Source organism: Bdellovibrio sp. HCB2-146 (assembly GCF_047345725.1).
Classification (GTDB): domain Bacteria; phylum Bdellovibrionota; class Bdellovibrionia; order Bdellovibrionales; family Bdellovibrionaceae; genus Bdellovibrio.
This window is the reverse complement of the sequence record NZ_JBLEQP010000001.1, coordinates 218,242-231,695: the sequence shown is the minus strand read 5'-3', so window position 1 is coordinate 231,695 and position 13,454 is coordinate 218,242. Positions and strand designations below refer to the sequence as shown.

11 protein-coding genes are annotated in these 13,454 nt (G+C 44.0%); 4 read left to right on the top strand and 7 right to left on the bottom strand.

The window, feature by feature from the left end:
• Position 1 precedes the first annotated feature (1 nt).
• Positions 2–1,024: an HD-GYP domain-containing protein gene (locus tag ACLWOR_RS01090; protein WP_413938814.1), complete on the top strand. Its 1,023-nt coding sequence runs from the start codon at positions 2–4 to the stop codon at positions 1,022–1,024.
• 73 nt (positions 1,025–1,097) lie between these two features.
• Here the strand turns inward: ACLWOR_RS01090 and ACLWOR_RS01085 are convergent, their stop codons facing one another.
• From ACLWOR_RS01085 to ACLWOR_RS01065, 5 genes are read right to left on the bottom strand one after another with little or no spacing between them, the layout of a single operon-like run.
• Positions 1,098–2,360, bottom strand: a complete 1,263-nt coding sequence (locus ACLWOR_RS01085) for a glycoside hydrolase family 113 (protein ID WP_413938813.1) — start codon at positions 2,358–2,360, stop codon at positions 1,098–1,100.
• Between the two features lie 14 nt (positions 2,361–2,374).
• Positions 2,375–4,099 carry a hypothetical protein gene (locus ACLWOR_RS01080; protein ID WP_413938812.1) on the bottom strand — a complete coding sequence of 575 codons (1,725 nt, stop codon included), beginning with the start codon at positions 4,097–4,099 and terminating at the stop codon, positions 2,375–2,377.
• A complete protein-coding gene (locus tag ACLWOR_RS01075; protein ID WP_413938811.1) occupies positions 4,096–5,862 on the bottom strand; it encodes a DUF2334 domain-containing protein in 1,767 nt (588 codons plus the stop codon). The genes ACLWOR_RS01080 and ACLWOR_RS01075 overlap by 4 nt, the downstream gene beginning before the upstream one ends.
• Complete coding sequence (locus tag ACLWOR_RS01070) at positions 5,859–7,241, bottom strand: glycosyltransferase (protein ID WP_413938810.1); 1,383 nt, start codon at positions 7,239–7,241, stop codon at positions 5,859–5,861. The genes ACLWOR_RS01075 and ACLWOR_RS01070 overlap by 4 nt, the downstream gene beginning before the upstream one ends.
• On the bottom strand, positions 7,241–7,768 hold the full coding sequence (locus ACLWOR_RS01065; RefSeq protein ID WP_413938809.1) for a hypothetical protein: 528 nt from the start codon (positions 7,766–7,768) through the stop codon (positions 7,241–7,243). Before ACLWOR_RS01065 ends, ACLWOR_RS01070 begins: the two co-directional genes overlap by 1 nt.
• A 556-nt stretch (positions 7,769–8,324) precedes the next feature.
• On the opposite strand from ACLWOR_RS01065, the gene ACLWOR_RS01060 reads away from it, so the two are divergent.
• A complete protein-coding gene (locus ACLWOR_RS01060) occupies positions 8,325–8,918 on the top strand; it encodes a hypothetical protein (protein ID WP_413938808.1) in 594 nt (197 codons plus the stop codon).
• A 259-nt stretch (positions 8,919–9,177) separates the two neighbouring features.
• A complete protein-coding gene (locus tag ACLWOR_RS01055) occupies positions 9,178–9,657 on the top strand; it encodes an FKBP-type peptidyl-prolyl cis-trans isomerase (RefSeq protein WP_413938807.1) in 480 nt (159 codons plus the stop codon).
• A 10-nt stretch (positions 9,658–9,667) separates the two neighbouring features.
• Here the strand turns inward: ACLWOR_RS01055 and wecB are convergent, their stop codons facing one another.
• Together wecB and ACLWOR_RS01045 are read right to left on the bottom strand one after the other, a co-directional pair.
• Positions 9,668–10,828, bottom strand: coding sequence for a non-hydrolyzing UDP-N-acetylglucosamine 2-epimerase (gene wecB / locus ACLWOR_RS01050; RefSeq protein ID WP_413938806.1), 1,161 nt, complete (start codon positions 10,826–10,828; stop codon positions 9,668–9,670).
• A gap of 102 nt (positions 10,829–10,930) precedes the next feature.
• Positions 10,931–11,692: a cyclic nucleotide-binding domain-containing protein gene (locus ACLWOR_RS01045; protein ID WP_413938805.1), complete on the bottom strand. Its 762-nt coding sequence runs from the start codon at positions 11,690–11,692 to the stop codon at positions 10,931–10,933.
• Between the two features lie 723 nt (positions 11,693–12,415).
• Between ACLWOR_RS01045 and ACLWOR_RS01040 the strand changes: the two genes are divergently transcribed.
• The gene (locus ACLWOR_RS01040) at positions 12,416–13,441 is read left to right on the top strand and encodes an HNH endonuclease (RefSeq protein ID WP_413938804.1); all 1,026 of its coding nucleotides are present in this window, start codon (positions 12,416–12,418) and stop codon (positions 13,439–13,441) included.
• Positions 13,442–13,454: the final 13 nt, after the last annotated feature.

The window sequence follows — 13,454 nt, the reverse complement described above, 5'->3', positions numbered from 1 at the left end:
TATGAAAAAGATGGGTGCCTCCGAAATTCTCGAAATGAACCTTGATGATTTCGTAGCTGTTTCTCGCAGTGAGTTTATTGCGGGAATGCAGGTGCCTGTCGACGTCTATCTGAAACTTTCAGATTCACGTGCGATCATCGTTCTCAAAGAAGGCGATAAGGTATCGTTTGAACAAAGTCACTTTGCTGAAAAAACAGAATGGCTCTATGTTCGTAAGACCGACTACCACAAATGCGTGGGGCGTGCGCTGACGATTGCGGGCATTCTGATAGAGAACGAAACTATCAGTTCCGAAAAAAAGACTTTGTTCCTCGGAAAAGCCATTGAAAACATCTTCAAAGAAATTTCGCACTTGGGATTTGACCATCAGTCGATGGAACACTCCAAGGTCGTCAGTAAATCTATCCAAACATTGGTTGATGCGAAGCCGGATTTAAATTCGGTCATCAACATGATGTCGGGGCTTAATAACCAACTCATTCGTCACTCGATGATGGTCTCGGCAATTTCCGTGATCATCGCGCGTGGAATGAAGTGGACGATGCAGGCGAATATCGAAAAGCTTGCCTTGGGTGCTCTTTTACACGATGTCGGCATGAAGGAACTTCCAGACGAGATTTTGGATCTTCCACGGCATGCAATGTCTCGCGAACAGCTCGCAATTTACGAGTCTCACGTCTATCGTGGCGTTGAAATTTTAAGAAGTATGCCTTCGGTTTCTGAAGACATCATTGCAATCTGTCTGGAGCATCATGAAAATGCCGCGGGCCAAGGATATCCTCGTCGCATCCGCGATTTCAAAATGAATCCGTTTGCGCGTATCGTGGCTTTGGCCGATTGTTTCTCAGACCTCGTGATGAAGTCGCCAAATAATCCTTATCCAAAAACAGCAGCGGGTGCTTTGATGTTTATTGAAAGCACAATGGGACAACCATTCCACAAGCCAGCCTTTACGGCGCTCAAGCAAGCTCTGCAGTCTTCTCCAGAAGTCGCGGTGCCTGGGCCAAATAAAAAGGTCGCTTAAGCGAAGCGACCTTTTTCAAATCTAAGTATTCTGAACGAGTGCTTGTACCCAGCACTCGTTTTTTATTTTGAACTTAGTTGCGGAGGTAATGATCCTTCACAATCTTCTCAGTTGCGTCTTTGCCAATTGGGGAGAAGCCGTTATCACTAGCGCCCGTTTTAGACGGGTCTACTGCGATATCCCAGAAGTTGATGCCTAGGAACCATGGCCATTGTGGTTGCCAGAAAGAAGCAAACACGGCTTGGAAAGCAGCTGCTTGGTGCGGAATATTGACTGTGCCGCTACCAGCATAAGCAAATGGATCGATAAACCCGCGATCAACCGAGCGGAAACCGATTTCTTTGATGATTGCTTTCTTATGGTGCTCAAGAGTGAATTCGATTTGCATGAAACCAGTATCAAGCTGAGTTGCATACGAATCAGAGCGCGCCTTCAAAGTATCCACCAGTGAACCAAAATCATTTGGCAAAACTTGGTTTTGCGAAGCCAATGAACGATAGATATCCAAACCTACGGCATCAAGCTCTTTCCAGAATGTCACAAGGTCACTCCAGATTTTTGCTTCTTCAGGATTTGATGGATTCGCAAGGTCTACCAAACGGTAACGCCATCTTTCGAATTCTCCACCAGAAGCCGTCAAACCACCTGCATTCACAGAGTCATCCGTAAAGTTGATATCGTACATCAAACGAGCTGTTGGCAGTTTAGAACGAGTATAGCGAAGAAGCTCAAGCCAGCGACCTGGGAAACCGTATGGATATTGCTTCCATTGGTCCTCAATACCCACAGTCATAGAGTACAACTCAGCACCAATCGTGAATTCGTCAACCTTCGCCATTTTTGCGACAGTGATATACACGTCAAGGAACACGCGGAAAGACTCAAACCAACGATTTGGATCATTTGGTTGAATATTTCCGTGCCACCAAACTTTCATTAAACCGTTTGGTTGTTTTTCCATGTAAGGGAATTCGCCATTTGGTCCGACGACAAAAAAGATGGGGCGAAGACCCACAGTCATGCCTTGCGACTGAATGTACTTAATCAAACGAGCCATGCGGATCGCTTCTTTTGAACGTTCCGCAGGAGGAGTTACAGGGATGATCTCTGTGGAGTACGGTCCCTTCATTGTGGCACGCACATTCAAAATGATGTGGTTCGCGCCCAAGTTTTTCGCTGAATCAACCGCTTGTTGCGCCAAAGTTTTGCTGTCGCCAGCGGGAGCTGCATCATACAAAAAACCATCTGTTTCAGTCAGGTTAAAGCCTGCCACGTATTTTGGACCGGCAAAAACCTGAGAAGCAAAAAGTGTGAGGAATAAAATCAGTGCTTTCATTTCCGTCATCCTTATTAGTTATCGTCAACGCGTTTTAGGTTTGTGCAAGCGATACCTTGGCCTTTACCGCCAATAATCAAATAAGCCTTTAAACCTTCCGTTGTCACATTTGCACGAAGTTGGATCCAAGAGTTGCCTTCTTTTCTTCCAGACGTCAAAATCACAACGCCATCTTTACCGCGAGAACCGATGTTGAAATCCACCGTCATAGTTTCTGCATCCAAACGTCCCAATGTGTAACCATTGAAAGTTGTGATCATAACACGGGCTTTGATTTCTTTACCATTTGGAAGGAACAAAGTGCCTTCGTAAACGCCGTCCGCAGATGTCGTGATTTTCGGAGCTGTCTTCCACATGTCAGTAAAGTTTTGAACTTTGTGACCTTTCAAAGTGCGGCTGCCCACGCGAACGAAGATATCAAGAATCGTGATTTCGCCTTTTGCATTCACGCTGAATTTTACAGGTGGATTTTGTTCGTGATCCAAATCTGGATCGCGTTGAGAAGCCACAAAACCTGAACCATTTGTGCTGTAAGTGATGTTGTAGAATGATTTATAAACCAATCCATCAGCAGAACCCAAAGCGGCAATCAAAGTTCTTTCTTTCGCTGCCGCGATTGTGAAGAACCATTTATCACCTTTTTCGCCCGTCACTTCGTAGTGACCTTCGATATCAAGTTTAGAAGCCATCACCGGAGCAGCAGAGCGGGACAGCCAAGTTTGGAATTCGTCTGCTTCTTTCGTAAGGCCCAAAGCTTCTGCACGCAAAGTCAGGATGTTCATGTAAGTGAGATAGTTGTTAACATAAGTCTCACTTGGAGTTTTATCAGAAGACATCAATTGCTGGATAAGACCCAAAGTTTGGCTCACACCCAATGTTTGAACAGCTTCTTCAAATTGAGCTGGGCTCATGCGCAACTCAAGACGGATCGCGCGAACCAAGAATTCAGCAACAGCACCGCGAACAGCGGCTGTTAACCAAACCGGAGTTGTATCCGTCAATTTGCCCAATTGTTGGTTTACCAACATCAAACGGCGCAAGTACTCATGACCCAATTCTTTCGTATCTGGCGTCATAACGTAAATACTTTGATTCAATACTTCAAGATAAGTCGACAATGCTGAAGCAACGTGGATTTTTCCGATCCAGAATTGAACGTCAGCGGCAGGTAAGTTTTTGTCTTCAAGAATACCGATGGCAGCATTTGTCATCACTTCGCGGAAACCCAGACGGATGTAAAGTTGGTTTTCAGCTTGTTTGTCGATCAAAGGCAAAAGAGTTTCAACGTTCTCAGCCATTTTTTGCAAGCGAGCGCGGTCGTGAATTTCGCCAAGTTGATAGTCAACCAAAGACAAGAAACGTCCCAAAGTCTCAACATTCATCCATTTGATGTAATATTGAAGCTTTGTTGGTGTGTCTTTTGTGACGTCCAACCAACGCATGCCATTTGAAGCCAAGGAAATACCAAGATTCTTTACGATACCTGGATAATAAGCATCTAAGTTGTGCTTAACTGCAAGTTGAGTCAAATCGTCCATCAAGAAGAAATACTTCTCGAAAGTCGGTTGATCACGAAGCTCAGGGATATTCATTTCGATATCCATCACAACTTCACGAAGTCCTACGCGATTTTGCTGGGCTTTCGCTAGCAAGTTTTGAGGCGACTCAAGATTGAGTTTTGCCCAAGTTAGTGCCGGGAGAACGGCAACTAGAATAGCAATGAATTTCAGTGTTTTCATTGTTGGTTTTCCTTATAAAGAGGTTCTGGTCGTTTCTCGACCGTATTTTTATTAATAAAATCTTCTAAGCTTATAAATTTATAACCAAGTTTCTTGATCTCGCGGATGATGAATTCCAATTCCGCTGGATCGCCTGGGTATGCACCACGGCCGCCTTCTTCAAATGAAGTCAGAAGGAACGGGTGGTAGAAAAGAGACGCCCAAGTATCGCGAAGCACGAGATTTCTTTTCGCATCGCGGACGATTTCTTCTTTTGAACGTGGGTTGATCACGTGAGCGTTCACAAACGGTTGCAAATTTCCCAAATTCTCAGGAATCAATCGTTGGCCGTAAACGTCTCCGTAAATTTCATACGGGAACATTTGACCGCTCCAACGTTCAGATTCGTACATGACTTCCAAATTGCGGAAGTAAGACTGGCGAAGGCTTGGTGCCAAGGAATTGCGATTTTCAAACCAAAGATCTTTATCAGATACATTTGCAACCAAACCGCGGTTCGACGTGTTGTAATAAATCACGCGCCCTACGTTCCACGAAAATACTTTACCGAAGATGATGTAATCAAGCGGACTTGCTTGATAGTGTGGTGTCAGCCACAATCTTGGTGTCACACCTGCTTTTTGAAGCGTGTAAAAACCTTCTTCCAATTTATCGAGGACAAATTCAGGACTGTCTTCAGCTAGGGGACGGTTGTTGACGGCATCAAAAAACTCAAAATCATTGCCTGACAATCCGTCATGCGGGTTCTTCATGCGTTTGTGTTGATGAGTGACTCCGTGCCAGATGAAAACGGCTTTGTCCTTTTTCATGTCATTCACCCACGTCATAAACGCAGGTTTGCGATCCATTGTCGTGATCTCTTCCCAGTCAACGCTGTCACCGCGGCGAAGCGGGTCGAACATAATAGGGATCAATGAGATGTGTGCCGGTACATTGTGCTTTTTAAGAACGTCGGTTGTCTTATAAAGCTGAGCAATCGGAATAATGGCATGGACGTCTTCGATACGAATCAAAGCGAGCTTATCTTGATGGCGCGGCTTTTCCCCTAAGATATCAAAAAGGATGTCAGCAAAGACAAAGTAACGATCCGCTTCGTGCAAGAAGCTAAATGGCACATCGGCTACAAAGAAATGATTCTGAGCCTGAACAACATAAGGAATCACTTCTTTTGTGACGTTTTGTTCAGCCCAAGCAAGAACCTGGGATTTACCAGGGGTTCTTTCCTTCAAAACAACTTGTTCGAATGGTGCAAGGAAGATTTGGTTGTTGTCTTTGCTCCAGTCGCCGTATTTAAAGAAAACTTCGCCCTTATAAAGGATGTTTTTAAAGAAGCTTGGACGATCTGTTTGATCGAGGTGTTCACGATCTAAAGTTGTGAGGTGGGAGTAAGAGTAACCAAAGATCTTTTCAAACCCGTCACCCAACTGCCAAATCGAATAACCCATCCACGCCACGCGCTTTTTCGTTGTGGCGTATTCTTTTAAGAATGCTGCGGGAATTTGGTTATTAAAGTACGAACCGATATAGAAAGTCGCATGACATTTTTCAATGTCACCAGCCTCGTACATTTCAATAGGGCTTACGATTTGTTGGTATTTTGGGAAATGTCCCAAAAGATTTTGCAACAAAGTCGCATAAGTTTTCCCCATCCAATATGTCTTATCAGTGGAGCGATCAAAGAACACATTTACGCAGGGCTTTGTTTGTTGTGCCCAGCTTTGCGTGCCGATCAAAAGTGAAAGAATAAGAATTAAACTTTTCATGGAGTGTTTACCTCGATATCGCGCCCGAAGTGCTCAGGCAGACGATGTTCTGTTTTAATCCAAGCTGGGCGTTCGCCCGTTTTTTGACTTTGTTGATATTGACGATAGGCTTTGATCGTCGCGCCAATATTGACGTAATTGGCAAGAAGCCAACGCACGGGCACAAGCGCAATGTGAATACGCGCGTTTGTGCGAGCCACTGCTCTCATACGTTGCACTAAGCGCAAACTCATATTGAAGAGATTTAAGAAGAGCAAAGCCTGGAAAGCAGGACCTTTTAGAATCTCTGGCAAATGGTCAGCAGCATTAAGACCGACGAACAGTGCAAGCAGGATCGTCGAAAGAACGATTAAAATACTATTCAAAGGACCGCGGCGATCGCGCCACATAAAGTAGCGATCGACAAAATTTCCACGCCAGCTCAAATTCTCAAGACCTTGGAAGGCAATTCCTAATGTCCAGCGAGATTTTTGGCGCATAGAGGCTTGGATTTCTGACGGGAAGTACTCGCGAGTGGCGATAAATTCCAATGATCCATTTTCTTTCTCATATTGAACGCAGGCAAATTTAGATTTAAATCCCAATTCCTTGGTCATCATGCCTAAGTGATAGTCTTCAGTCAGAGTGTCTTCTTTTAAAAAGTCACCTTCTTGATAAGCTTGCAGTTCCTTCATCAGCGTGCGACCAATCAAAGTCCCCACACCCGCAGAGGGAATCGCCGCTCCTAAAGACTCACGAACCAGAAGGTCTTTGGTGTGTGATTCCGAAAACTCATCAATATAAACACCGCCCACCAAAGATTTGGCAGGAACGTCAAAAGAGAACACCGGAATTTGCACGAAATCCGCTTGAGAACTGTAGTAATTCATCAAGCTTAAGGAATAGGGATGCAGAACATCTTCTGAATCTTGCATCAAGAAAAGATCAAAGGTTTTTCCCAATGCTTTTTCTGAAGCCAGAATTTGTCTGGCCATTTCGTTTAGCATTTGTCCTTTTGATGTGGGTCCGGGTTTGGAATTCACAATCACAGAGACCTTGTGAGGATAGATATCCTCTAGTTTGCGAGCGGCTTCCCAAGTCGGAATATCATTCGGGTAAACACCCAAAAAGAATGTGTAGTTTTGATACTGCAGCCCACGTAAGTTTCCGCGAATCATCGGTGCGATGACTTCAGCTTCTTTCCAGTTGGCGATAATGATGGCGATCTGTTTTTCAGGAACTGAGTTCATTTCCGCAACAAAGTCAGCATTCACAATACGTGGTTTTAAGCGACGGATAAACGCGATGAAATCGATGAATAGATCATCAACGGTGAAGGTCAATGCACCTACGACAACGACGAAGGCTAAAATAATGATAAGTGAATCAAAAATCTGCATTAGAAGCTGCCTCCCAAGAAGAACAGAGCTTCTTCGTGAGGGGCTTCATCTGTCGGCCAGCTTTCATAAATCAACAATCCCGCGGTCCATCTTTCCCAAGCATACAGTGCGCGTAAACCCACGCGAGCTTGATCAGTGTCACGGCCTAAATCAGGAGTGGGACTGCGGCGAAGATAGATTTCAAGATAAGGATCTAAGTAGAAGTGAGTCACAGGCTGGAAGCGAAGACCTTGTTTAAACCAGAATGTGGTCACCGGGTCGTTGTGGAAAGAAGGAAGGACAATGGCTTCTCCGTAGAATTCGGAGAAAAAGTTTTTCTCGAAGATCAAGTACTCCCAAATATTTCCCGCATAAACTCCGCCACGACTTCGTTCTTCTGTGCGGAGTTCAAAAAATGCGGTGAGGGATTTCCAAATTTTTACTCTCCCGCCAACCAGGGCCATGTTGAGGTTTTCAGAGTAAAGATCATCCTGAGAAGTTGTGGTTTTATCTTGGCGTTGAATTGCACCGCCTATGTACAACGTCACTGGATTTTTTTCGAGAAACAGAAGGCGCAATTGTGTGTCGGTTAATAAACCATATTGTGGAACATATGTTGTTTCAGAATAAAGTTCTCCACCGAATGCAGAAGCAGAAGAGGCTGCAAGTACAGACAGGCATATGGCAAAGCCGATAATACTAAAAGAACGTACAAGAGTTTTAATTAGACACCTAGAAACGCACAAAAATTGTTTTTAACCAAAAGCGGCTGGTTATATATGGCTGCTTCTCACAATATGCAACGCGATAATTTGATTGTTTGCGATGGGAGGTGTTCGACTGTCCTAACATTTGTACGCCATTGACCGCACTGGGAGCGGTTTTCAGGGCCAGTGCAAATTTACGAACCAATAAGATGTGAGTTTTGGAAGTATTTGATTTTATGATCTGTTCGCCGTCCTCTTATTGTGTGAGTAAATAATTTAGGAGAGAATGCAGCGAGAGATGAAGTACTTTGTTTGTCTATTTATTTTCAGCTTACTTACGGCGTGTGCTCATAGGGATCCTATGGAAAAAGTGGCTTTTTCAACACAGGAAAATCAGATGGTCCCACTCACTCCGACTTTTTGGAAAGTGGAGTACGACGGTGGTGGAAAAGTGCTTTTCAACTTTGATGGCAGCGGTGATTTACTGATTCAACCTCAAACCCCCAATCGTTCTGATGAAACTTTTGCGGCTTTGGTTTTACTAAAACCTTCAATGCAATTTCCTTTGAAAAACTATGTCGTCAGTATTGACGTTACGACGACACGACAATTGCGCGCGGATAAACCCAATGAATGGGAAGTCTTTTGGTTTTTTGGAAACTACCGTGCGAAAACCCCCCACGCCAAAGAAGCCAATTATTTCTTGTTAAAACCTCAAGCGGGTGCGGAGCTGGGAAGAGCTTTTGAACAGGTTGGCCAGCAGTTTTTAAAAACTGATAATACCAAGACTTTGATACTCAATAAGCGCCAGCGCTTCACCTATGTGAAAAACGGCGCGCACTTTCGAGTCTATCGTGGGAATCAATTAGTCTTAGATTATAATGAAAAGGAAACGGCCTCAGAGGGCCTTTATGATCATGCCGGTGCCTTGGGACTTTACGCTGAGGACGCGCAGGTACGAGTTCATTCCTTTTCCTATCGTGCCCTCTGACAAGTGTCTCTTATCTATAAAGCACGTCTTTTGCTTCTTATAGATCATGAACTAGTCTCCTAATTTTAAATTGGCAATTAAGGACATTCGTAGGTATTATAAAGATGTACCTTCAGTGTCCGTTCGTGACCGATGATAGTCGTTATTTTGATACGTTCCAGTGACTTAAAATGAATCAGCAAGACCTTTTAGATTATTAGAACTCGTGTTTTTGTACCTGGTTTTAAACATCAATTGTTCGCCAACAAAAGGAAATGCCATGATAAACGTGCAAGTAGTTTCCTTCCATTGTGTACTGAAAAACAAATTAGGTAAAGTGATCAGCTCAACCTTCAACAAGGATGTGCTGACATCGGCTCCTACGCCACAAGAACAACTCCAGGCTTTATCCAAAGGACTGCAGAACCTCACCAAGGGTGAGAAGCGAAAAATTGTTCTCAGTGCGGGTGAAGCCTATGGCTTTTATGACGTGAGTAAAGTCCTTGAGCTATCAGGACACGATCTCCGCGGGGCCGAAAAATTGAAAGTAGGAGAAAAGGTTTTCTATTCTGTACAGGGTGAAAAGGCTCAGCTCTATCGCGTGAGTCGCATCTATGGAGATCAAATCACACTTGATGGAAATCATCCCTTAGCAGGACAAGACTTGGTCTTTGAAATCGAAGCCACCGAAGTTCGCGACGCCACGGACGACGAGATTCGTGAGGCCCAAGAAGTGAGTTCAGGGGACTTGCTCCACTGACTTCGTTTGCCTATAGTTTTTCTGCCATGATGTCCAAAATTCGTTCGGCGGCTTTGCCGTCGCCGAATGGATTTTTGGCTTGAGACATTTGATTGTAGATCTCTTTTGTGTCGAGAACTTCTAATACTGTTTTTAAGAAGGCTTTTTCTTCTAACGGAATTAACTTGGAAGTACCTGCCGCAATGGCTTCAGGACGTTCTGTTTTTTCACGTGCGACCAGAATTGGTTTTGCTAATGAAGGAGCTTCTTCCTGCACGCCACCAGAATCAGTTACGATCAAGTGCGCACGGTCCATCAAATACACAAATGGTACGTAATCAACTGGTTCACAAAGCCAGATTTTATTTCCTGCCGGGGCATTGGCTGCGTTTTGCACCCAAGTTGCTTGGTTGCCAAAAATCTTTTCAGCGGATTTGCGAACCTGTGGATTCATATGAAGGGGAATAAGAATCTCAAGATCTTCACGCTCAGAAAGGGCCACAAGACCCTTCATGACTTCTTCCATTGGCCCACCGAAAGATTCGCGGCGGTGAACTGTAGAAAGAACTAATTTTTTATCGGGATTTAAGAATGAAAACTGCTTTTGGAAGGATCTTGCCAAATCAGGTGTTTCAGCCAGCTTCTTTTTCACTTCGAAAAGGGCGTCGATACCGGTATTGCCGGTCACGAATACAGAGTCGGCAGAGTAGTGTTCGCGTAACAAATTGTTTTTTGCTCCTTCCGTCGGAGCGAAGTGCAGTTTTGCGACAAGGCCTGTTGCCAAGCGGTTGAACTCTTCTGGAAACGGTGACTCGATGTCGCCAGAACGAAGCCCGGCCTCCACATGAATCACGGGAATGCGGTGATAGAACGAAACCATGCTCGCGATAAAGCAGCTTGTTGTATCGCCTTGTACGATCACACCGTCGACTTTGTGTTGTGCGAGGATTTCGTTAAGGCCCTTCATTACGCCCATAGAGATGTCGACAAGCGTTTGCCCGGGCTTCATAAGGTCCAAGTCAAAATCAGGCTTGATCCCAAAGAAATCGAACAAAGGTTTGATCATCTCGCGGTGCTGACCCGTTGAGCAAACTAGGAAATTGAAGCGTTTGTCAGCTTTTGCCTTTAAAATCAACGGAGCAATCTTAATAGTTTCAGGACGAGTACCGAAGACGACAAGTATGGTTTTCATAGTGGCGGGAATGTAGAGAGAGTTTACGGCAATTGCAAGCGTCTGCCTTGTTCGGATCCGAACTCAGGAAATTTTAACAGAGTGGTGAGTTTGAAATCGTTTTTAACCGGTGAGGGCTTTGTTCGCTCTTTTTAATCGTTGCGCTAACGTTTTCACCAATGCTTTGGCCCACGACGGACGTGAGAAGATCACGTTGTCTAAAGAAGCATGCGGAATTTCAATCAGGTCCACATCCGTCACAGCTTCTACTGTTGCCGAGCGCACTTCGTGATTGAAGTGACCCATTTCACCCACAAATTCTCCAGCCGAAATTTCACCCAGTGTCACGCGGCCACCTTCAAGACTTTCGGAGAAAGCTTGCAGTCGTCCGTTTTTAACAATGTAAGCATGTTCCGTACTTTCACCTTCACGGAAAAGCACATCGCCCGGGTTTAAATGGCGCAATTGAAATTGCGGTTGTTGTTCTGTTTGTTTTTTAGGTGCAATGATTTTCGAAATCACTTCGACGACAGCTTGTTCGCGATCCGGCTCCGTCAAATAATGAAGTCTACCGGAAGCCACTTCAGCGGCGAAGAGATCGTGATCCGCGACATAAGACATAACGACTATAAAGATGTCGTTGTTATTTCTTTCTTTGAGAATCTTTTGAACAATGTCAAAGCCTGAGCTCTTGGGTAAATATTCGTCAACTAAGATAACTTTCGGGTGAACGTTATCTATTTTGTATTTGGCATCAAACCAATCCGTGCCATGAAAAACAGAAGTATTTTTGAAATTTCTTGTAAGAGCATCCGTGCATCTCGCGATGCGCGTCTTATCACCACTGACGATTAGGAATATATTTTTGTCATCTAAGCGTGCCATCTTGAAAACCTTCCGTGTCCTACAGTTGTCTTAACTAGTGTCCTAACAAGAGATTGTCATAAAGATCTACAGTTCCATTATCCTCTAATCGAATACACGCAGCAAGCGCCTCAGCCCTTCTGCAAATAGCGCGAGTCATTCTGAGACCCTTCGGTAGCTGAGAAGTTTTTCCGTCTAAGAGTTCGCCGTTATTCTGGAAATTCCTCTAATTCCAAGGGCTTCCAGAGGGATAGAAATGAGCACGGATGATTGCGGATTTGTGATGCGGGTACCGTAAGAATGGATGCTTTTGATTCTGTTCGACAGTTTAGTGCTTTGAATTTCTCGATCCGTGTTCTTCGTTTGTGTGTGTGCTTGATTGGTGTGGGATGACTCAAACGAAACTTCCGAGAGAATGAATTCAAAACTTCTTAGATAGATTTCCAAAACTAATTTTTCATTCGATCGTCGGCGCCGAAGGTAATAGTGCGTTATTGATATTACAATTTTGCGGTCTAAGAAAATTCGTTTGACACTATTTTTGGTGAAATCTTTTCGGCGATTTTAGTCCATGATGAAACCATCCCAATGAGTCTTATTTGAATCTAAAACCTTCCGTATTCAATAAATTTAAGAAAAGCACGATCGACCTCGAATATTAAAATATAAATCAGCTGCGAGCTAAATAGATCCAAGATTTTGATTCTAAAAACTTATGATAGAACCTCTCTGGGAGGAATTGAGATGAAAATCAATTTGAATGTTAAAGGAATTGCTGATGCTTTGCTTTTGGAACAAACCGACTATTTGGTTAAGCGCGAGCGTGAAATCACGATCGTGATTCTTCGCCATCTTCGTGAGATAGAGGTTCGTCGGCTTTATATTTCTCGCGAGTATTCCTCAATGCATAAGTATTGTATTCAGCATCTTAAATACTCCGAGGGACAGGCGCAACGTCGCATAGCATCTGCGCGCCTTCTGACGGAACTGCCGGAGATTGAACAGCAGATCCAAGATGGTGATTTGAATTTGACCAATTTGTCTAAGATTCAAAGTTTTGTTCGTGCCGAGAAAGCCGCAAATTGTTCACTAGATAAGTCTGATAAGCTTGAGCTGATTGCAAGTCTTGAGAATAAGTCAACTCGTGAGGTTGAAAGAGAATTGGTCAAAAAGTCTCATCAACCTTTATTATTGGCTGAGAAGTTTAGAATGACTGAGCAAGAGCTTACTTTGGTGACTTCAGAGAACAATAGCCATACTGGCGAGTTGAGTGAAATTTCTTATCAGCGATTTGAAACATTACTTGGGGCTGAACAACAAGATCTTCTTCAAGAGTTTAAAAACTTCTACGCTCACGAACTTGCTGACATGTCGAACAACTCGGTTCTCATATTTCTATTGGAAAAGGCCGTTGCACATAAAAAGAAGAAATTGGGTTTGCAGATCAAAGCCAACAATAACGCACCACTACCTTTGGCGCCAAAGGTAGAAGGGGGCCAAGAAAAAAGCGGGAAGAGAAAACAAGGTGCCCCATTAAGGCATCCCATTCGATCTTCTATTAGAAAGCAATTGTGGCGAAGAGCGGAGGCTTGTTGTGAGCATGTCGATAGAAATACTCAAAAACGATGTGATTCTACGTTTGCTTTAGAAGAAGATCATATTCGTCCAGTTGCTCTCGGCGGAAGTAACGAACTTGTGAATTTGCAGTTACTTTGTCGAGCCCATAATTCGCGTCCAGCAATAGAGACTTTTGGAATTTTTAGAAAGTAGTGCGTAGCGCGAA